Raw genomic sequence first — 19,108 nt, 5'->3', positions numbered from 1 at the left:
AACATGAAAACGACAGAGTCTATCAAAGTTGTCCCGGCACGCTACCCAATGCGGATCGTCGGGGCTGTTATCGCGTTGATCGTACTGGCGATTGTAGTCCAGTCCGTCGCCTTTAACCCACGCTGGGAGTGGCGCGTTTTTGCCCGCTGGTTCTTTGATCCCGTGATCCTGGACGGTCTGGGTCAGACGCTGTTATTAACGCTACTCGGTACGGCATTAAGCGTTATCTTTGGCGGCGTGCTGGCGCTGGCGCGGTTGTCCAGCTCCTGGCTATTGAGCAGCCTGGCGTGGAGCTATATCTGGCTGTTTCGTTCACTGCCGCTGATTGTGGTACTGATTATTCTCTACAACTTCTCTTATCTCTATGACACGCTGACGATTGGCATTCCGTTTACGCAACTGAGCTGGGCGCACTACGAAACGGTGAATGTGCTGGGGCAATTTTCCACGGCGGTGGTTGGCCTGACGCTGGTGCAAAGCGCCTATACGGCGGAAATCATTCGTGGTGGTTTTTTAGGGGTCGATCACGGGCAGTATGAGGCCGCCGCCGCATTAGGGCTTCCTGCCTGGCGACGCACCCTACGCATTATTCTGCCGCAGGCGCTGCGGACCATTTTGCCGTCCGGTTTTAATGAAATTATCAGCCTCGCTAAGGGAACGGCGATGGTATATGTGCTGGCGATGCCGGAGCTGTTCTACACCATTCAGATGATCTACAACCGCACCCAGGAGGTGATCCCGTTACTGATGGTGGGTGCCGTGTGGTATCTGGTGATCACCAGCGTGCTGTCGGTGATTCAGCATCTGGTTGAACGCTGGCTGGCGCGCAGCGAACGTCGCTCCGCCGTCAATTCCCGCCGGGTGCGGGCTACGACACCTGCCCGTGTCGCGCAACCACAGGAGCCGATTCATGCCAGCCTCTCTTAATGGTCATATTTCGATTACCGGGGTCAGCAAATATTTTGGTCGCCATAAGGCGCTGGATGATGTGTCGCTTGAGATCCCGCCAGGCACCGTGACCGTGATTCTCGGACCTTCCGGCTCCGGCAAATCGACGCTTTTGCGCACCATTAATCATCTGGAGCGTGTCGATGAAGGCTTTATTCAGATTGATGGCGACTATATTGGCTATCGCCGCAAAGGGGATAAGCTCTATGAACTGAAAGAGCGCGAGATCCTGCGCCAGCGGGTAAACGTGGGCTATGTGTTTCAGAACTTCAATCTGTTCCCGCACCTCACGGTACTGGAAAACCTGATTGAAGCGCCGATAGCCCATCAGCGGCTCAGTCGCAAAGAGGCCATTGAGCAGGCGTATCAGTTGCTCGATGTGGTAGGGCTGCGCAATAAAGCGGATGCCTGGTCACGCCATCTTTCCGGTGGGCAGCAGCAGCGTATTGCCATTGCCCGCGCGCTGGCGCTGCGCCCACGGGTAATGCTGTTCGATGAACCCACCTCTGCGCTGGATCCGGAACTGGTTGGCGAAGTGCTGGATGTCATCAAAAAGCTGGCCCGTTCCGGTACAACCCTGGTGGTGGTTACGCACGAAATCGGTTTTGCCCGCGAAGTCGCGGATCAGGTGGTGTTTATGGTAGATGGCAAAATTGTGGAGCAGGGCGACAGCGACACGGTGCTCAACCATCCTCAGCATCCAAGGACAAGGCAGTTTTTATCGAAGGTGTTGTGAGAGACGAAAATGCTGCTTCGCCGGATGCGAAGCAGCGTACGTTCATTTTCAGGCGGCGGAAGGCGTAAGTTGAATACGCTCCAGCGAACCGACAATAAACAGATAAGAGAACAGGCCAATTAAGCCCATCGATCCCACATACAAAATGGCGTAATCAAACGACTGGGTACTGGAGAGAATCACCCCAATCACCAGAGGCGTAATAATACTGGCCAGGTTGCCGCACATATTAAAGACGCCACCCGCAATGCCCAGCACTTCTTTCGGCGAGGTATCGCTCAGTACGCACCAGCCTAAATTACCGAAGCCTTTGGCGAAGAAGGCCAGGCTCATGGCGGCAATGACCACCACTTCTGACTGGGTGTAGTTTGCCACCACAATTACGCAGGAGAGCAACATGCCGCAGATAACCGGGAATTTGCGCGCAGTGGTCAGGCTGTAACCGCGTTTTAATAACCAGTCAGAAAACACACCGCCCATCAGGCCGCCAATAAACCCGGCGATCGCCGGAATACTGGCAATAAACCCGACCTTGAGAATCGACATCCCTTTTGCCTGATATAAATAGGTCGGAAACCAGGTCAGGAAGAACCAGGTGATAGACGTTACGCAGAACTGACCGATATACACGCCGATCATCATGCGATTCACACAGACGCTTTTGATCTGGGCAAGGGAAATCTTTTCCGATTTCTTCGCATTACCCAGCTCCGGTTCGCCGCCGCCTTCGCGGATATAATCCAGCTCCTGCTGGTTGATTTTCTTGTGCTGTAGCGGGTCGCGAATCTTCGCCAGCCAGACAATTCCCAGCACCACGCCGATAGCGCCGATGTAATAGAACACGTAGTGCCAGCTCATGTTATGCAGGATAAGCGTCATCAGAGGCGTGACAATCCCGAGCGAGATGTACTGTGCGGCCTGATAAACCGCTGTCACGAAACCGCGCTCTTTATTGGGGAACCACTGTACGCTCAGGCGGCTGTTCGCAGGAAAGGCCGGTGCTTCAATCGCCCCCATTAGCAGGCGCAAAATAACCAATACAATTAACGGACTGGCAAAAAGATAAATTGTTCCCTGAAACATGGTGACGATTGACCAGCCAATTAACGCGCAGCCATAAACAAGGCGCGAACCATATTTATCCAGTAGCCATCCGCCGGGGATTTGCATAATGACATACGAAATGCCGAATGCCGAAAAGGCCAGTCCGAGTGCTTCTGGATCAAAGCCTAATTCTTTACTCATGATAGGGGCGACCACTGAAAGGGTCGCGCGGTCAGCATAGTTAAATACCGTAGCCAGAAATAAGAAAATAAGAATACCGTGGCGCACGCTGGTGCGCTTAATAACATTACTCATAATCGATTCCTCGACGAGGTTTCCCCCGACGTGTGTATTAAACGGGAATGGCTCCGTCGGTTATTTACTTCGTGGCGTTGACCGAACGGACAAGCAGGCCTGCCAGCGGCAGCATACGGTTGCTATGGCAGAGTGGGTACGTTGTCTCTCGGCATAAGATAGCGCCAGTACAGGCACTCAAGGTCATGGATAGCTCCTTTTCTTTATGTATGTTTGCGCTAACATTTATATAAAAATACCCAGAACGGATCCATAATAAATGTATAAATGTGCCCTCACGATCACATATATTCTGCAATTGCATTATTTATGGGGGGAAATTAAAAGATCTTAATCGGCTGCTGTTTTTTTTAAAGGTAAATGGATAAGCGTAATAAATATATTTTAAAGTGACGAGCAGGGATAATGCCAGGATGTTGACGCAACCTGTGACTGTAACGGGTTATTTATATTGCGTGCGCGAGAAATAAAAAACGCTGCTCCGTCGGGAGTACAATAATATGGCGAAACAGCGGGGCATAACTATGCCAGTCTTCATGCTGCAATAAATAAAGACGGGAATATTTCCCGTCTTTATGACCTGTTACGGACGTTTGCCAAATTCACAGCTTAGCTGAGTCCAGGCGCGCGCTTGTTCACTCAGCGTGAAGCCCAGTCCATGACGGTCGGAGACGTACATGCGGCCATCGCGCAGTTCAAGCTGCTCATTAAACAGCGGGTTCAGCCATTCGAAGTGCTCCAGCCACGGCTCAAGCGGGTAGGCGGCAGAGAGGTGCAGGTGCACTTCCATGGCAAAGTGCGGGGCCAGTTTACGGCCATGCTTCGCGGCCAGATCCATGATTTTCAGGAACGGAGAGATACCGCCAACGCGTGGGGCATCCGGCTGAACGAAGTCGCTGGCGTTGCCCAGAATAAGCTGTTCGTGTTCGCGGAAACTGGTCAGCATTTCGCCGGTCGCGATGGGCGTATCCAGTGCGGCGGCCAGTTGGGCGTGGCCTTCCACGTCGTAGGCGTCCAGCGGCTCTTCAATCCAGATCAGATTGAACTGCTCCATTTTACGCCCCATGCGAATGGCGGTCTCGCGGTCCCATTGCTGGTTCGCGTCAACCATCAGCGGGAAATCATCGCCCAGCGCTTCACGCACGGCGGTCAGACGACGGATATCCTCTTTGGTGTCCGGCTGACCAACTTTCAGTTTGATACCCCCGATGCCATTTTCACGGGAGATCACCACGTTTTTCAGAACCTGATCCAACGGTGTGTGCAGGAAGCCGCCTGAGGTGTTGTAGCACTGTACGGAATCACGGTGCGCACCGAGCAGTTTTGCCAGCGGCAGACCGGCACGTTTTGCTTTCATATCCCAAAGCGCGATGTCGATAGGGGAGATGGCCTGTACGGCCATACCGCTACGGCCTACGGATGCGCCAGCCCACAGCAGTTTGCTGTAAATTTTGTCGATATCGTTCGGGTCTTCGCCCAGTAAATTATCGGCAATTTCTTTGGCGTGAGCATAGATACCCTGGCCGCCTGCACGTTTCGAGTAGCTGAAACCGACGCCTTCGAAACCGTCACGGCTGCGAATTTCCGCGATGATAATGGCAACTTCGGTCAGCGGTTTCTGACGACCGGTCAGCACTTTCGCATCACTTACGGGGGTAGCCAGCGGCAGGAACGCGAGGGAGAGTTTTACCCACTCGATACGGTCGCCGGTTTCGGCGGCAGTTTTAACACCCTGCGCTTTGGCATAGGTTACAGCAGCGGAATTCGCACTTACGGTCATGATTGACTCCTGTGAACGGTAATAATGTTTGCGCTAACATTTTTAATTCAGTTGAGAATAGACCACCAGCATTTTGCCGTCAATATGTACAATTGATCACAATAAGAGACGCTAAAGAGGGATTTTATTCGTGCTGGTTCACACTTCAAAACAGTTTGTGAAATTGCCTAACCTTAAATGATATCGCTAACATTATGGTGTGATTCTGTTTTTAATCTACTGATTTTAAAGCTGATTAAAATAATGAGAGAGAAGCGAATTAAGCTAACAAATCGCTTATAATCCCTGTCACAAAAAGAAGCCGTTGTGAGTTTACATGTCGAAAACCTCTCGTCCTGTGCCCCCCAGGGCCCCCACATTAGAAGATGTCGCCCGTGCGGCGGGGTTGTCATCAATGACCGTCAGCCGGGCACTGAACACCCCGCAACTGGTGCGTCCTAAAACCGTGGAAAAAGTGCTCGCGGCGGTCAAGGCCACCGGCTACATCCCCAACGCGCTGGCGGGGGGGCTGGCGTCCCGGCGCAGCAAACTGATTGCTGTTGTGGTCCCGCAAATCAATAACAGCATGTTTGTCGATACCATTCAGTCGATAAGCGATGAGCTGGCGGTACGCGGTTATCATATGCTGCTGTGTGTGGCGGGTTACGCCCAGCAAACGGAAGCAGAGCTGGTGGCTACGCTCTTATCACGTCGTCCGGACGGTATTGTCCTCACAGGGATCCACCACTCAACGGAATTAAAGCGTGTGATCCTCAATGCCAGCGTACCGGTGGTAGAAATCTGGGATCTCACTCCCACACCATTGGATATGCTGGTGGGCTTTTCCCATGAAAAAGTGGGGGAGGCGACGGCGGATTATTTGCTGCGTAAAGGCTATAAACGCCCCGGCTTGCTGTGGACGGTAGATAATCGTGCGGCGCTGCGTAAAAGCGGACTGTGCGAGGCGCTGGCGCGTAATGATATTCGCGAGCCCGCTTTTGTGGATGTCTCGCTCCCGGCGCGTTTTGCCTCGGGGCGGCAGGGGCTTCGCGATTTGCTGAAAAAGGGCAGCTTCGATGTGATTGTTTGCAGTTCGGATACCCTTGCTCAGGGGGCGATTGTTGAAGCACAGGCCAGCGGATTACGGGTGCCACAGGATCTGGCGGTGATTGGCTTTGGCGATCTGGATTTTGCCGCCGATACCCATCCCTCCATCACAACGGTCAGCGTCGACAGGCAGGTTATCGGTCAACGTGCCGCTACGCTGCTGGCGGATCGCATCGAAGGGCTGCCTCAGCAAGAAACCATTGTGGATATTGGATTTCATTTTGTAGAAAGAGATTCGGCATAACGCTATGAAAATTAATGTGATCGGCACTAGCGGTAGCGGTAAAAGCACGCTTTCGCGGCGGCTGGCCGCGCAACTTAATGTGCCGTATATCGAAATGGACAGGCTTTACTGGCTGCCGGAGTGGCAAGGGCGCAGTGATGAGGACTTCTACGCATTGTTAGAAGAGACGCTGAATGCCACGCCAGGCTGGGTACTGGACGGCAATTACAACCGATCGCGGCCGATCAAATGGCGGGATGTCGATCTGGTTATCTGGCTGGATTACGGTTTCTGGCGTACCCTGCGCCAGGCGGTGCTTCGGGTGATTCGCCGGGCATGGCAGGGAAAAGAGTTGTGGCCTGGCACCGGCAATACGGAAAGTTTCCGCCGCGCATTCTTAAGCCGCGAGTCAATCCTCATCTGGACATTAAAAACCTGGCGCCATAACCGGGTACGTTACGCGGCCGATATGGCCAACCCGCAGTATCAACACATCCGCTTTGTGCGTCTTACCAGCCCACAGCAGGTCGACACCTTTCTTGCCAGTTTGACGTAGACTTACTGTTCACTCGCAAGAAAGGAGGTCATATGATCACCGTTTATGGCGCACCCGGCTGGGGTTCAGCCATCAGTGAGCTGATGCTGACGCTGGCGGATATCCCTTATCAGTTTGAGAATGTTGAAGGGTTCGATTCGCCGGGGCATAACCAGGAAAAATTGCTGAAACTCAACCCGCTTTGCCAGGTGCCTACGCTGCAACTTGACGATGGCAGCATCATGACGGAATCGGCTGCCATTACGTTAATGATCCTCGATGAACACCCGCACCTGGCGCCGCCGACGGGCACGCCTGAACGTAATCAGTTCTGGCGGCTGTTGGTCTGGCTGGTGGCAAATGTTTACCCGACATTCACCTATGCCGACTATCCCGAACGCTTCGTTCCCGGTGCGGCGCAAGAACTGCGCGACCACTGTATCGCGTATCGTAAATCACTCTATATCTGGCTGGAACAGCAATTACACGCCACGCCGTACGCGTTTGGCGAACAGCTAACGTTGTTGGATATCTATATCTGTGTAATCAGAACCTGGGGGCCACGGCATGACTGGTTTAAGGAAAACACGCCGAAAATCAGCGCGATTGCCGATGCGGTTTGCGCGCAACCCAGGCTGCAGTCCGTTTTGCGCCGTAACGACATTATTTGATAACTGACGTTTTTTCAGTGTGGTAGGTTGGTTGTCCCACTATAAGGAGCACACCATGCCACATGTTGATATCAAATGTTTTCCCCGTGACCTGAACGATGAGCAAAAAACCGCGCTGGCGGCCGATATCGCCGATGTGATCACCCGTCATTTAAGCAGCAAAGACAGTTCCATCAGCGTCGCGTTAACCGAAATCGACCCGGATGCGTGGAAAAGCGAAGTATGGGATACGGAAATCGGGCCGCAGATGGACACACTCATTAAGAAGCCCGGTTATCAGATGTAATGGCTTGCGGGGAAATGTCTGAGCACGCTTTTCCCCTCACCCCAACCCTCTCCCCAAAAGGGGCGAGGGGGGACGTAGCCCTGATAAGGCGTTTACGCCGCATTCGGGGATTGTCCCCGGTGGCGCTGCGCTTACCGGGGCGAGTTTCAGGTTAACCCGGAACTTTTATCGACTTGCCGCTGGTGACGAAATTGCCGCCACCCAGATGGTGAATGGTGTTCAACTGATCATCATCAAACTGCCAGTGGCCGTTGCTAAAGGCGCGTTCATCCGCAGCGGCCGAGACAACCTCACCAAACAAGGTGTCATACTTTTCCATTGCGGCAGTAGGCGGCAACAGGCGGCATTCCATCCACGCCAGACATTTTTCCTCTACGACCGGCAGCCCCAGTACCGGGCCAGCGATGGCCGGAATACCGTAACAGTTGAATTTATCCTCTTCGCGACCGCTAATGCTGCCCACCGCCCAGGTCCAGCGGGTGGCCGCCACGCCCGGCACCACAATGCCGAACATACCGCTGCGTTCAATCAGTTCACGCGACCAGGCGCTTTTGTCCACCACGATCGCGATGCGGGCGGGGGAAAATTCAACAGGCATTGACCAGGCCGCCGCCATAACATTGCGACGGTCGATACTCTCATCACGACTGGTAATCAGTATGGTCGGGCCGTGATTCAGCAAGCGGCTGGCGTGATCCAGCGCCACCGGACGGAAAAAACTCATAAGCCACTCCTTCGTTCTGTCGTGCAGGAATTAAAGCATAGATGTCCGGTACTCACACCGTGCATTGCATGTTTATCCCGCACAGAAACAATCTTCAGGTCATTATTCTCTGTGCCCGTACAGTTATTGACCTCAGGCAAGCTCACATGCAGCATGGAAATGCAGACAACAACATAATAAATGGAGAATTATCAATGGATACAGGGCTTCGTCTTCATCCCCAGCGCTTACACCATTTTATCGAGAAAATCCTGCACTATGCGGGCAGCGAACCACAGGAAGCTCGCCTGGTTGCGGACCATTTGCTGGCGGCAAATCTTGCCGGACACGATTCTCATGGCGTAGGGATGATCCCGAGCTATGTTCGCTCCCTTGAACAGGGCTACCTGCAACTTAACCGCCATGCCAGCGTGGTGAAAGATATGGGCGCGGTGGTCACCCTGAACGGCAATCAGGCTTTTGGTCAGGTCGCCGCGCATGAGGCTATCTCACTGGGCATTGAAAAGGCCCGACAACATGGCCTTGCCGCCGTTGCGCTTCACAATTCCCATCATATTGGACGTATTGGTTACTGGGCCGAACAGTGTGCCGCAGCCGGTTTTATCTCCATCCATTTTGTCAACGTCGTCGGCGATCCGATGGTGGCCCCGTTTGGCGGAAAAGACAGCCGGTTCGGAACAAATCCTTTTTGCGTGGTTTTCCCCCGGGAAGGGCAATCGCCCCTGTTGCTGGACTACGCAACCAGCGCCATTGCATTTGGAAAAACGCGCGTGGCTTACCACAAAGGCGTGCCGGTGCCCGATGGGTGTCTTATTGACGCGCAGGGGCTTCCCACTAACGACCCGGCGGTTATGCATCGTTCGCCGCTGGGGTCACTGGTGACGTTTGCGCAACATAAAGGCTATGCGCTGGCGGCACTGTGCGAAATTATGGGGGGAGCCTTATCCGGCGGACAGACCACCCATCAGGGCTCTTTGCAGGCCAGCGTCGATGCTATTTTCAACTGTATGACCACCATTATTTTAAACCCGGACATGTTTGCCGCGCCGGATATGCAGCAACAAACGCAGGCTTTCGTTGAATGGGTGAAACAGTCGCCGCATAGTAATGACGAGCCGATTCTGGTGCCAGGCGAGTGGGAAGAGAACAACCGCCGTCTGCGTAAGGCGCAGGGGATTCCGTTGGACCCGGGAAGCTGGCAGGGGATTTGTGCGGCGGCAGTGCGCGCCGGGATGCCGCAGGACGAGGCCGATCGCTTGCAGGCAGACTGTGAGCAAGTGACACTGTAACGAAATGGCTGCGCGCACTGCCGCGCAGCCGACATATCAGGAGGAAAGGTGCGTCTGCGGTGCGTTGGCGTTGCGGGCGACCACAATCTGGCCGCGCCCCTGTTCTTTCGCCATATAAAGCGCAAGGTCCGCTGCCCGGATCAGATTTGCCGCCCGCGCATGTTGCGGCCAGGTAGCCAGACCGATCGAGATTGAAACCTGCCCGATATCATGCGACTCATAAAATATGCGATGGTCCAGAACGCTTTGCAGTAACCGTTCAGCCAGTTTTTTGGCATCGGTCTCGCTGGTATCCGGCAAAATAATCAGAAACTCCTCGCCACCGTAGCGGAAGGCAATCCCGTTATCGCCCACCGTATCCTGTAACAACCGGGCAATGTCGCGCAGCACTTTGTCACCCGCTTCATGTCCGTGGCTATCATTAAGCTTTTTAAAGTAGTCGATATCGATCATCAGGCAACTCAGCGAGGTTCCGTTTGCCATCGACTGATCAACCAGGCTGCGAAGGGTCTCATCCAGATTATGGCGATTACGCAATCCGGTCAGCGAATCATGGGTCGCTTTTTCTGTCAGGGTATCGCGCAATATCTGGTTTGCCAGCGCAAGCGCGATGGTCTCTGCCATCAGTTCCAGATAGGCGTAGGTCGGCTCTTTCTGCTGCTCATTATCGAAGGTGAGCAGGCCAATAATCTTGTTTTGCGCGATTAACGGAACACAGATGGCCCGTGCGGCCACCTCCGGCACAAGATGTTCGCAGGGCATATCTACCGAATCGTGCGACGGACAGTGCAGTTGTCCACGTTTTAATGCCCAACAGGCATCGGGGGTAAAGGGGGCATCCTCGCCGGGGGGCAGGAGCCAGCGGGCCGCGCATTTCATGCGGTTTGTCCGCGAATCCAGAATGTAGAGTCGCCCCCCCATGTCGGGGATGATTTTCGGCGCGAAACGGCCGACGACCCTGACAATGCCCGCATGGGAATCACAGCCCTGTAGACGTTGCGTCATCCTCGCCAGCAGTGTGCGCGAAGCCCACTCGGCATCACGTTCTTGCTCCAGACGCTGTCGGGCCAGACCGTTCTCACGAAAAATATGGATGGCCTGCGCCATATCGCCAATTTCATCTACCTGCGCCAGTACCGGTGTTTCCACCGCATAATCCTGTGTCGCCAGCCGGTTCACCACGTCGCTCAGCGTGACCACCGGGCGCAAGATGCGGTGTTTGATAATAAACCCAAGCACAAACAAGAAAAGCAGGGCGGTTATCGCCACCATCACCTCAGACACCGTGCGTAGCCGTTGCGATAGCGCCGTCGCCTCGGCAATGACGCTCGCAGTGCGTTGATCCGCCAGGCTGCGAAAATGGGCAAAACGGTATTCGGCCTGAGCAAGCTGGTCTTCATACTGCTGACCAAAGATGATATTCATGCCTTCATTAATATTGCCCGCTTCCACAGCGGCTATGGCAGCACGCTGCTCATCTTCAAGTTGATCAAAGACTTTAAGGCCATCCCGGAGGATCAATATTTCTGCTGACGTTGCGCCGTTATCGTGTAAACCCAGCAAATGGTTTTCGAACTGGATATCGGTCTCCAGCATTTGTCGCCAGGCCTTGATGTTCTCCGGCTGCCGCTTCACCACTGCCTCACGCGCAAGGTCACTCAACGCATACGCTTCTCGTTCAAGATCATCGGTCAGCGTATCGAAAAGGCGAATCTGGGCGACAGCTTCCCGTTCGGCCCGGTCCGCACCGGATGCGCTGAACAACGCAAAGCCGGAAGAGAGTGTCAGAACAACGGTTGCGATGTATGCAAAATTTGTGATCGTTGCGATACGCACGTAATCACCTTTTTATATTAGGGAAAATCAGGAGAGATCTTCTAAGAGTTTACTATTCTTCTATATAAATCAAGACGCAACATTACCGTAATTTATACGTCACATTTCCTGCCTATAGTCAGCCGCATCAAATCCCAAAGAGGATAACAATATGTATGCTCCCCTGACGTTCGTGCAGGTGGACGCGGCCCGTTGGATGAAGACCACGGATATCAGATGCTTTCTCATTGTGGGAGAGCGCTAATGGACGCGTTCACAGAAATCCGCCTGGAAGGTGTGTCGTATGCCTTTGGCAGCAACACCGTTCTCAATCAGATCGATCTCCTTATTCCCGCAGGCACTATCGTGGCTTTGCTCGGCCCCTCAGGCTGCGGCAAAAGTACGCTGTTGCGTTTACTTGCCGGATTAACACAACCTGCTGACGGCACCATTACCTTCGGTTCGCGTCTGGTGGCGAAGGCCGGATGGGCGTTGCCGCCGGAGTCCCGTGATATTGGCATGGTTTTTCAGGACTATGCGCTGTGGCCGCATATGACGGTGGAAGAGAATATCGCTTTCCCGTTAAAGATGCGTAATGTCCCGCGCGCTGAACGTGAAAAACGTGTCCTGCAAGCGCTGGCGCGCGTTGGCCTTAGCGAGTTTGCTAAGCGCAAACCCTCCGGGCTCTCGGGTGGCCAGCAGCAGCGAGTGGCGCTGGCACGGGCCATTGTCGCCGAGCCGCGCGTGTTGTTGTTTGATGAACCCCTTTCCAATCTCGACAGTGAGCTGCGCGAATCTTTGTGCCGTGAGATGGCCTCTCTGCTTCGCCAGCTCGGTATAACCGCCGTTTATGTCACCCACGATCGCCGTGAAGCCGAGATCCTCGCTGACCGTATTGTTCATTTGTCTGCCGGTCGTGTAGACGCCATTCGTTCTATTACAACAACCTCAGGGGAAATTGCATGAAAATATCTTTGAAACAAGGAGTTGCTTTAGCCATGGTGTTATCGTCCGCTATGATGTCCAGCGCTCATGCGCTCACCGTTTATACCGCCGGTCCGGGCTCTCTGGCGAAAGGTCTTGCCAGCGGATTTGAGAAAAAAACCGGGGTGAAAGTGGATATCTTCCAGGCCACAACCGGCAAAGTCATGGCGCGCCTTGAAGCTGAGCAGGCCAACCCGCAGGCGGACATTCTGATTTCCGCCTCCTGGGACACCGCAGAAGATCTGCATAACCGTGGCTGGTTGCTGCCTTACCAAAGCGCCAACGCCGAAAAGGTGCCTGAGATGCTCAAAAGTACGGATTATGTCGCCCAGGGCGTTTCCGCGCTGGGTATCGTCTGGAATACCAAAAGCGGTACGCCAGAGCCGAAAGAGTGGAAAGATCTGACGGCGGCTGCGTTTAAAGACAAAGTCACTACCCCGGATCCGGCCCTGTCTGGCGCATCGCTGGACCTGCTGATCGGTCTGCAAAACGGCATGGGCGAAGGTGCCTGGACACTGTTTGATGAACTCAAGAAAAACGGCATGGTGGTTAGCGGTCCGAACGCCCAGGCGGTCACACCGGTGATGCAAGGTGCAAAAGCAGCGGTGTTTGGCGCGGTTGACTATGTTACCTATGGCAACATTGAGCAGGGTGAATCACTGAAAGTCATCTTCCCGGCCAGTGGTACCGTGATTGCGCCACGTCCCATGATGATCCTCAAATCCACCCAACATGAAGCTGACGCTAAAGCGTTTGTGGACTATGTGCTGTCGCCGGAAGGACAGAAACTGGTGGCCGATGCCTGGCTGATGCCAGCGCGTACCGATGTGCAGGCCAAACGTCCTCTCTTTAACGAGTTGAAAATTCTGCCGACCAAAAACGACGGCACCAGCGAGCGCGGCGCCGTGCTCAAGCGCTTCAACACACTTTTCGCTCAGTAATCATCATCTGACGGGGGCAACCCCGTCTTCTGGATACTCGCCGTGAACCAACGATTAATCTCGCTTGTGACCGTGGCCGTGCTGATGGTTCTGGTCGCGTTGCCGTTGCTGTTTATTGTTCTGCAGGCCGTTTTCCCGCAATTTAGCGCAGGTTCTTTGCAGGGCGCGTTTTCCGGGTTACGCCCGCTGTTTTCTGAACCACAACTCCCGGCAATGTTTGCCGGAACGCTGCAAATTGCCGCAGGCGTTGCGCTGCTGAGCGCCTGTATTGGCCTGCCGCTGGGGGTGGCGCGTGGACTGTTCGATTTACCCTGTCCACGGATGTGGGATCTGCTGTTTCTGATCCCGTTTCTGACGCCGCCCTATATTGCGGCGCTCTCCTGGATGCTGGTTTTGCAAACCAATGGTTATCTTGCTCAGTTATTGGGGTTCGATTTCAATGCATTGCTATTCAGCAAAAGCGGGATCGTGCTGGTCATGACACTCAATATTTTTCCGGTCGTTTATTTCGCGGTATCCCGTAACCTGCTTGCCAGCGGGCAGCGTCTGGCGCTGGTTGCCCGCGTGCATGGCGCAACGCCCTGGCGTGCCTTTTGGCATGTCACGCTGCCTATGCTATCGCCTTCGCTGGCGGCAGGCATGCTGCTGGCCTTCACCCTGGCGATTGAAGAGTATGGCGTACCTGCCGCGTTGGGCACCCGTTCCGGCGTGGTGATGCTGACCGTTGGTATTGAAAAAAAACTGGCCGACTGGCCCATCGACTTGCCGGGCGCCTCCATGCTGTCGCTGATTCTGATCGTGATTGCGCTCAGCGCCTGGTGGTTACAGGGCAAGTTGACCGGTGGAAAGGACGTGACCAGCGTGACGGGTAAACCCACGGAAAATCTGGGGGCGAAACTGGGTATCGCGACCGTGCCGGTGGTAGGGGCGATGGCATTTACCGGCTTTCTGGCGGTGCTGGTGCCGGGGCTGTCCATGGCGATCACCGGCGTGATGTCGACCCTATCGGGCGGCTTATCACTGGCAAACGCCACGACTGCCCATTATGCCGCGCTGTTTGCTCAGCAGGGCGATGCCTTAACAGCCCTGGGGACCAGTTTGTCACTGGCTTTTGCGTCGGCATTGATCACCGGTTTTGTCGGGCTGCTTGCCGCCTGGCTTGTTGTGGTTCAGCGCATCAAAGGGCGCAGTGTTATAGACGCCCTGTCGCTGATGCCCGCCGCGCTACCGGGTATTGTGGTGGGGGTGGGGCTGATTCTCTTGTGGAACCGCACGTTCTGGCCCGTCTCACCGTACAACACCTGGGCTATTTTGCTGCTCTCGTACTGTTGCCTGTTGCTGCCCTGGCCGGTGCGCTATGTCGGGAGTGCGCTGCGTCAGTTAGGCGGGAATCTGGAGCCAGCCGCCCGTGTTCATGGCGCCAGCCCCCTGCAGGCATTGCGTTTTATTGTTCTGCCACTGGTCTTTCCGGCCATGCTGGCGGCGATGCTGATGGTTTTTGCTATCGCGTCGCGTGAGCTGGTGACATCGCTGCTGCTGGCCCCGGCAGGAACGCAAACGGTGGCGGTCTTTATCTGGCGGCAGTTTGAACAGGGATCGGTTGGGCAAGGCATGGCGATGGCGACGCTGACGCTCATTACCGGGCTCGCATTGATGCTGACCGCGCTGGCGATTATGCAGCGGAGCACACAACGATAAATCCACGGCACAAAATCCCCTGTGCCCTGAAAAAAATGAGATATAACAGAAGGACATCTATTGCAGGAGCTTCTTATGACCTCGTTTTTGGACGACTATTTCGCCCGTATTGGCTATACCGCTGTCCCCGCTGTGAATCTGGAAACATTGCGTACATTGCATCTGCAGCATAACAGCAGCATTCCGTTTGAAAATATTGAGGTCGTTCTGCCTCGTGAAATCGAACTGAGCGATGAGGCCATCTTTAATAAACTGGTGATTGCCCGTCGTGGCGGCTATTGCTTTGAACAAAATGGCCTGTTTGAGCGCGTATTGCGCGAAATCGGCTTTGAGGTGCGCAGCCTGCTGGGGCGCGTGGTGCTGGCAAATCCGCCGCAGATGCCGCCGCGCACGCACCGTGTCGTGCTGGTGACGTTAGGGGATGAGCAGTGGATTGCGGATGTCGGCTTTGGCGGGCTCACGCTCACTGCGCCTGTACGCCTCAAGGCGGATATTGAGCAGGAGACGCCGCATGGTCTGTACCGCCTGCAACAGGCCGGGCCGGACTGGATTTTGCAGTTTCGCCACCACGATCGCTGGCAGTCTATTTACCAATTTGAGATGGGGCAGCAGTATCAGGCCGATTTTGTGATGGGGAATTTCCACTCGGCGCACTGGCCGCAATCGCACTTTCGCCACCATTTGCTAATGTGCCTGCATCAGCCGGACGGCGGGAAATTGACGCTGACTAACTATCACTTCACCCACTGGCGCAACGGGCATGCGGTGGAGGAGAGGACCTTACCGGATACCCAGGCGTTGTATGACATCATGCAGCAACGATTCGGCCTGGGTACGGATGATCCGCATTATGGGTTCAGCGTTGAAGCGCTCGACACCGTGATGTCGCGTTTCGATCTTCACGGGGAAGGGGCGTAAAACAACTCGCGATGAATCATGGCATCCAGGTGTCGATCAAACGCAGCATCGTCGACATCTGGCATGCCAAGCACATAGATGCCGTCAAGCCCGCAGACCAGGGCAATTAAGCGCCAGGCGATGTTTTCCGTCGAATCATGGCGGATAAACTCACCCGCTTTCACGCCCGCATCAATAATATCGACCACCTTTTCATGCCACATTTCCATCGTCAGCACATAAGCGCCTTTTAACTCGTGCTCTTTGCTTGCCAGCAGTTGGGCTTCCCGCCACAGACGGATATAGGGATCGAAGCCATCTTCATTGCTGCCAAGCATGGCATGCAACCGTTCGCGCCAGCTTGCGGATTCGGGTAACAGATCCACATCCAGCAGTTCGCCCATCACCCGCACAAACGCCTGCGCTTTTAGCTCTGCGCCCGAGCTGAAATGGTGATGTACCTGGCCCGTGGCGACACCGGCTTCGCTGGCTATCCTGCGCACGGTCATCCCGGCAAATCCGTCGCTTAATGCAACGCGTATCGCCGCCTGCAGGATCAATTCCCGGCGCTCGTCCCGACTCAAATAGCCCATATATCCCCCTAAACGTGAAAGAAACGGAGTCTAACAAAAAGCTGGACAGTTGTTCAACTTTCCGTAGGATCGCCACTCTGGACGCGTGTCCAACATAAGTTATGAGGAAATTATGGTTCGTCAGTGGTTAACATTGGTCATTATCGTGCTGGTTTATATTCCGGTCGCTATTGATGCCACCGTCTTGCACGTGGCATCACCGACATTGAGTGCAGAGCTGGCAGCCAGCGGTAATGAGTTATTGTGGATCATCGATATCTATTCTCTGGTGATGGCGGGCATGGTGTTGCCCATGGGGGCGCTGGGAGACCGCATCGGTTTTAAACGCCTGTTGCTGACGGGCAGCGGTCTTTTTGGGCTGGCCTCTTTTCTGGCGGCCATGTCTGCCAGTGCCGAGCAGTTGATTGCCTCGCGCGCCATTCTCGCCATCGGCGCGGCGATGATTGTTCCGGCGACACTTGCCGGTATCCGCAACACATTTTCAAAAACAGAGCATCGCAATATGGCGCTTGGCGTCTGGGCCGCGGTGGGCTCCGGCGGCGCCGCGTTTGGCCCATTGATTGGCGGCTGGTTGCTGGCTCATTTCAACTGGGGGGCCGTGTTTCTGGTCAACGTGCCGATCGTGATGGTAGTGATGGCGTTGACCGCGCGTTATGTGCCTCGCCAGCCGGGGCGGCGTCAGCAACCGCTCAATCTCAGCCAGGCGGTGATGCTGATTGCGGCCATTCTTATGCTGGTATGGAGCGCCAAAACGGCGCTCAAAGGTAGTGTTGCCGCCTGGGGGGTGGTCGCGGTGTTCTTCGTAGGAGCGACACTGCTGGCCGGATTTGTGCGTCGGCAACTGGCGGCGCCTGTCCCGATGATCGATCTGCGCCTGTTCACGCATCGCATCATTCTGAGCGGGGTGTTAATGGCCGTGACAGCCATGGTTGCTCTGGTCGGTTTTGAGCTGCTGATGGCGCAGGAGTTACAGTTTGTTCACGGCTTTACGCCGTTTGCCGCCGGACTGTTTATGCTGCCGGTGATGCTCGCAAGCGGGTTCAGTGGTCCGATAGCCGGTATGCTGGTCTCCCGCCTCGGCTTACGCCAGGTGGCATCCGGCGGCATGGCGCTGAGTGCCTTTAGCTTTTTGGGACTGTCGGTAACGAACTTTTCCACCCAACAAACCCAGGCCTGGATCCTGATGGCGCTGCTGGGGTTTAGCGCGGCCAGTGCGTTACTTTCTTCTACAGCGGCCATCATGGCTGCAGCCCCGAAAGAGAAAGCGGCCGCCGCAGGGGCTATTGAAACCATGGCATATGAACTGGGGGCAGGGCTTGGCATCGCGCTGTTTGGTCTGATTCTCACCCGCAGCTTCTCGTCTTCGATTACGCTACCCGCGGGGTTAAATGACACGCAGGCAGCGCTGGCGTCGTCATCAATTGGTGAGGCATTCCAGTTGGCGAAAGAGGTCTCACCCCCCCAGGCGGAAGGGATTATGCATGCGGCCAGAAGCGCGTTCGTTTCGTCGCATAGCGTGGCATTAAGTACCGCCGGCATCATGCTGATGGTGCTGGCGGTCGGCGTGTGGCTGAGCCTTAAAGGTGTTGACAGACAGGCTAGCAAGGACGGCTAAGACGGGGATCCAGCATAAAGGGTTCGGACTTTACGCTTTTGAGGACTTTCGCCGCCTGTGGGTGTTCGGGGTTAAACAGCGCGTTCCATTCGCCGGTGATGGTACTGGGGACGCGCAGTACCAGCCCGTTTTGCTTTGATGCCAGCCACTCATCGCCGATGTGTTGCGTGGAAACAGGCGGCGGGTCAGCTTTCCAGTCTTCGGGCAGGGCGGTCAAATCCAGCGTCGCGATAAGATTACGCGGTACATCGAGCGTTAAGAAACAGTAGCCCTGGGCGATATCTTCAATCTCAAGATGTACCAGTGTTTCCAGCACGCAGAGAGCTTTTGATTCACCCAGGTAGACGCATTCATGCCCCGGTGAATTCCAGCGTCCGCCAAAGGTTCGCGCGCCGTAACCGTCGAAGGCGGTCAGCGCATAGCGTTCTTTGACCAGACGCCAGAAGGTGACAGTTTCCATTAGCCGATCACACCGTGCTCAAGGCGACCAATCAATGTCAGTACCGCTTCCGCACCGGCGGGTGTCGAGAGAAGCTCTGCGGGTTTTTTACCGCCAAGGCCTTTCGCGGGTTTATTGAGCCAGGTGGCCATACGCTCGCTGTCACCTTCAAATAACTCACGAGCGGCGCTGATCACTCGTGCGAGCGTGTAGACGCGCGCACTCTGTTCTGGTGAAAAGCGTTTTTCCGCGCTGTTAAGCCTGCGGCTATAGGTATTACGATCAATGCCAGCCATTCGGCACAGCGTGATTTCATCAAGAGAGACGGCGCCAGCGATATCACGCAACACACCTGCACTCAGACCGGCATTAATGCTGTCATGAGCGGCAATCGCCGTGGCGGGCAGCCCCAGGATGCTGAGCAGGTCGTGCGGGATCGCGCATACGCCCGGTGTATAGAGTTGCATTTTTCTGCTCCATCTGTTCATT

At 55.0% G+C, this 19,108-nt stretch carries 20 protein-coding genes; 12 read left to right on the top strand and 8 right to left on the bottom strand.

Annotation, left to right across the window (positions count from 1 at the left end):
- Positions 1 to 3 precede the first annotated feature (3 nt).
- Together ABIB59_RS16075 and ABIB59_RS16070 are read left to right on the top strand one after the other, a co-directional pair.
- Positions 4 to 927, top strand: coding sequence for an amino acid ABC transporter permease (locus ABIB59_RS16075; protein WP_132439292.1), 924 nt, complete (start codon positions 4 to 6; stop codon positions 925 to 927).
- A complete protein-coding gene (locus ABIB59_RS16070) occupies positions 911 to 1,684 on the top strand; it encodes an amino acid ABC transporter ATP-binding protein (RefSeq protein WP_079497463.1) in 774 nt (257 codons plus the stop codon). Before ABIB59_RS16075 ends, ABIB59_RS16070 begins: the two co-directional genes overlap by 17 nt.
- A gap of 48 nt (positions 1,685 to 1,732) precedes the next feature.
- On the opposite strand, the gene ABIB59_RS16065 is transcribed toward ABIB59_RS16070, so the two are convergent.
- The 3 genes from ABIB59_RS16065 to ABIB59_RS16055 form a co-directional block, all read right to left on the bottom strand.
- Positions 1,733 to 3,043, bottom strand: coding sequence for an MFS transporter (locus ABIB59_RS16065; RefSeq protein WP_071194157.1), 1,311 nt, complete (start codon positions 3,041 to 3,043; stop codon positions 1,733 to 1,735).
- A gap of 64 nt (positions 3,044 to 3,107) precedes the next feature.
- Entirely contained in the window at positions 3,108 to 3,230 is a 123-nt protein-coding gene (locus ABIB59_RS16060) for a hypothetical protein (protein ID WP_267918412.1), read from the bottom strand.
- 396 nt (positions 3,231 to 3,626) lie between these two features.
- Positions 3,627 to 4,823, bottom strand: a complete 1,197-nt coding sequence (locus ABIB59_RS16055) for an L-talarate/galactarate dehydratase (protein WP_039079073.1) — start codon at positions 4,821 to 4,823, stop codon at positions 3,627 to 3,629.
- Between the two features lie 316 nt (positions 4,824 to 5,139).
- On the opposite strand from ABIB59_RS16055, the gene ABIB59_RS16050 reads away from it, so the two are divergent.
- The 4 genes from ABIB59_RS16050 to pptA are packed head-to-tail and all read left to right on the top strand — an operon-like array spanning position 5,140 to position 7,624.
- Complete coding sequence (locus ABIB59_RS16050) at positions 5,140 to 6,153, top strand: LacI family DNA-binding transcriptional regulator (RefSeq protein ID WP_039079072.1); 1,014 nt, start codon at positions 5,140 to 5,142, stop codon at positions 6,151 to 6,153.
- Positions 6,154 to 6,157: 4 nt separating this feature from the next.
- Positions 6,158 to 6,688: an AAA family ATPase gene (locus tag ABIB59_RS16045; protein WP_039079071.1), complete on the top strand. Its 531-nt coding sequence runs from the start codon at positions 6,158 to 6,160 to the stop codon at positions 6,686 to 6,688.
- Between the two features lie 32 nt (positions 6,689 to 6,720).
- Positions 6,721 to 7,338 (top strand): glutathione S-transferase family protein, encoded by a 618-nt coding sequence (locus tag ABIB59_RS16040; protein WP_071194158.1) that lies wholly within the window; start codon positions 6,721 to 6,723, stop codon positions 7,336 to 7,338.
- 55 nt (positions 7,339 to 7,393) lie between these two features.
- On the top strand, positions 7,394 to 7,624 hold the full coding sequence (gene pptA, locus ABIB59_RS16035; RefSeq protein ID WP_039079069.1) for a tautomerase PptA: 231 nt from the start codon (positions 7,394 to 7,396) through the stop codon (positions 7,622 to 7,624).
- A 151-nt stretch (positions 7,625 to 7,775) separates the two neighbouring features.
- On the opposite strand, the gene ABIB59_RS16030 is transcribed toward pptA, so the two are convergent.
- Positions 7,776 to 8,348 carry a flavin reductase family protein gene (locus ABIB59_RS16030; RefSeq protein WP_039079068.1) on the bottom strand — a complete coding sequence of 191 codons (573 nt, stop codon included), beginning with the start codon at positions 8,346 to 8,348 and terminating at the stop codon, positions 7,776 to 7,778.
- Between the two features lie 194 nt (positions 8,349 to 8,542).
- Between ABIB59_RS16030 and ABIB59_RS16025 the strand changes: the two genes are divergently transcribed.
- Positions 8,543 to 9,637: a malate/lactate/ureidoglycolate dehydrogenase gene (locus ABIB59_RS16025; protein WP_335255335.1), complete on the top strand. Its 1,095-nt coding sequence runs from the start codon at positions 8,543 to 8,545 to the stop codon at positions 9,635 to 9,637.
- A gap of 36 nt (positions 9,638 to 9,673) precedes the next feature.
- On the opposite strand, the gene ABIB59_RS16020 is transcribed toward ABIB59_RS16025, so the two are convergent.
- Positions 9,674 to 11,473 (bottom strand): sensor domain-containing diguanylate cyclase, encoded by a 1,800-nt coding sequence (locus ABIB59_RS16020; protein ID WP_039079066.1) that lies wholly within the window; start codon positions 11,471 to 11,473, stop codon positions 9,674 to 9,676.
- Positions 11,474 to 11,716: 243 nt separating this feature from the next.
- On the opposite strand from ABIB59_RS16020, the gene ABIB59_RS16015 reads away from it, so the two are divergent.
- From ABIB59_RS16015 to nhoA, 4 genes are all read left to right on the top strand, one after another.
- Complete coding sequence (locus ABIB59_RS16015) at positions 11,717 to 12,418, top strand: ABC transporter ATP-binding protein (RefSeq protein ID WP_071194165.1); 702 nt, start codon at positions 11,717 to 11,719, stop codon at positions 12,416 to 12,418.
- A complete protein-coding gene (locus ABIB59_RS16010) occupies positions 12,415 to 13,377 on the top strand; it encodes an ABC transporter substrate-binding protein (protein ID WP_079497456.1) in 963 nt (320 codons plus the stop codon). The genes ABIB59_RS16015 and ABIB59_RS16010 overlap by 4 nt, the downstream gene beginning before the upstream one ends.
- Before the next feature lie 42 nt (positions 13,378 to 13,419).
- On the top strand, positions 13,420 to 15,075 hold the full coding sequence (locus ABIB59_RS16005; RefSeq protein WP_354036158.1) for an ABC transporter permease: 1,656 nt from the start codon (positions 13,420 to 13,422) through the stop codon (positions 15,073 to 15,075).
- A 75-nt stretch (positions 15,076 to 15,150) separates the two neighbouring features.
- Complete coding sequence (gene nhoA, locus ABIB59_RS16000) at positions 15,151 to 15,993, top strand: N-hydroxyarylamine O-acetyltransferase (RefSeq protein ID WP_354036156.1); 843 nt, start codon at positions 15,151 to 15,153, stop codon at positions 15,991 to 15,993.
- Here nhoA and ABIB59_RS15995 read toward each other — a convergent pair.
- Positions 15,975 to 16,565 (bottom strand): TetR family transcriptional regulator, encoded by a 591-nt coding sequence (locus ABIB59_RS15995; protein ID WP_071194169.1) that lies wholly within the window; start codon positions 16,563 to 16,565, stop codon positions 15,975 to 15,977. The two genes, nhoA and ABIB59_RS15995, sit on opposite strands and share 19 nt — an antisense overlap.
- A 112-nt stretch (positions 16,566 to 16,677) precedes the next feature.
- Between ABIB59_RS15995 and ABIB59_RS15990 the strand changes: the two genes are divergently transcribed.
- Positions 16,678 to 18,180 (top strand): MFS transporter, encoded by a 1,503-nt coding sequence (locus ABIB59_RS15990; protein ID WP_108701326.1) that lies wholly within the window; start codon positions 16,678 to 16,680, stop codon positions 18,178 to 18,180.
- Here ABIB59_RS15990 and ABIB59_RS15985 read toward each other — a convergent pair.
- Both ABIB59_RS15985 and ABIB59_RS15980 read right to left on the bottom strand, forming a co-directional pair.
- The gene (locus ABIB59_RS15985) at positions 18,164 to 18,640 is read right to left on the bottom strand and encodes an RES family NAD+ phosphorylase (RefSeq protein WP_039079059.1); all 477 of its coding nucleotides are present in this window, start codon (positions 18,638 to 18,640) and stop codon (positions 18,164 to 18,166) included. The genes ABIB59_RS15990 and ABIB59_RS15985 overlap by 17 nt on opposite strands.
- Positions 18,640 to 19,086 carry an Xre family toxin-antitoxin system antitoxin gene (locus ABIB59_RS15980; RefSeq protein WP_354036153.1) on the bottom strand — a complete coding sequence of 149 codons (447 nt, stop codon included), beginning with the start codon at positions 19,084 to 19,086 and terminating at the stop codon, positions 18,640 to 18,642. The genes ABIB59_RS15985 and ABIB59_RS15980 overlap by 1 nt, the downstream gene beginning before the upstream one ends.
- Positions 19,087 to 19,108 lie beyond the last annotated feature (22 nt).

Source organism: Citrobacter sp. UYEF32, assembly GCF_040546205.1.
Lineage (GTDB): Bacteria > Pseudomonadota > Gammaproteobacteria > Enterobacterales > Enterobacteriaceae > Phytobacter > Phytobacter diazotrophicus.
This window is presented reverse-complemented; position numbering and strand designations above follow the sequence as displayed.

Coding starts and splice junctions, on each gene's coding strand:
- ABIB59_RS16025 (WP_335255335.1), top strand. CDS start 8,543: ATGGATACAGGGCTTCGTCTTCATCCCCAGCGCTTACACCATTTTATC.
- ABIB59_RS16070 (WP_079497463.1), top strand. CDS start 911: ATGCCAGCCTCTCTTAATGGTCATATTTCGATTACCGGGGTCAGCAAA.
- ABIB59_RS15990 (WP_108701326.1), top strand. CDS start 16,678: ATGGTTCGTCAGTGGTTAACATTGGTCATTATCGTGCTGGTTTATATT.
- ABIB59_RS16055 (WP_039079073.1), bottom strand. CDS start 4,823: ATGACCGTAAGTGCGAATTCCGCTGCTGTAACCTATGCCAAAGCGCAG.
- ABIB59_RS16010 (WP_079497456.1), top strand. CDS start 12,415: ATGAAAATATCTTTGAAACAAGGAGTTGCTTTAGCCATGGTGTTATCG.
- ABIB59_RS15995 (WP_071194169.1), bottom strand. CDS start 16,565: ATGGGCTATTTGAGTCGGGACGAGCGCCGGGAATTGATCCTGCAGGCG.
- ABIB59_RS16030 (WP_039079068.1), bottom strand. CDS start 8,348: ATGAGTTTTTTCCGTCCGGTGGCGCTGGATCACGCCAGCCGCTTGCTG.
- ABIB59_RS15985 (WP_039079059.1), bottom strand. CDS start 18,640: ATGGAAACTGTCACCTTCTGGCGTCTGGTCAAAGAACGCTATGCGCTG.
- ABIB59_RS16050 (WP_039079072.1), top strand. CDS start 5,140: ATGTCGAAAACCTCTCGTCCTGTGCCCCCCAGGGCCCCCACATTAGAA.
- ABIB59_RS16065 (WP_071194157.1), bottom strand. CDS start 3,043: ATGAGTAATGTTATTAAGCGCACCAGCGTGCGCCACGGTATTCTTATT.
- ABIB59_RS16060 (WP_267918412.1), bottom strand. CDS start 3,230: ATGACCTTGAGTGCCTGTACTGGCGCTATCTTATGCCGAGAGACAACG.
- ABIB59_RS16045 (WP_039079071.1), top strand. CDS start 6,158: ATGAAAATTAATGTGATCGGCACTAGCGGTAGCGGTAAAAGCACGCTT.
- pptA (WP_039079069.1), top strand. CDS start 7,394: ATGCCACATGTTGATATCAAATGTTTTCCCCGTGACCTGAACGATGAG.
- ABIB59_RS16015 (WP_071194165.1), top strand. CDS start 11,717: ATGGACGCGTTCACAGAAATCCGCCTGGAAGGTGTGTCGTATGCCTTT.
- nhoA (WP_354036156.1), top strand. CDS start 15,151: ATGACCTCGTTTTTGGACGACTATTTCGCCCGTATTGGCTATACCGCT.
- ABIB59_RS16075 (WP_132439292.1), top strand. CDS start 4: ATGAAAACGACAGAGTCTATCAAAGTTGTCCCGGCACGCTACCCAATG.
- ABIB59_RS15980 (WP_354036153.1), bottom strand. CDS start 19,086: ATGCAACTCTATACACCGGGCGTATGCGCGATCCCGCACGACCTGCTC.
- ABIB59_RS16040 (WP_071194158.1), top strand. CDS start 6,721: ATGATCACCGTTTATGGCGCACCCGGCTGGGGTTCAGCCATCAGTGAG.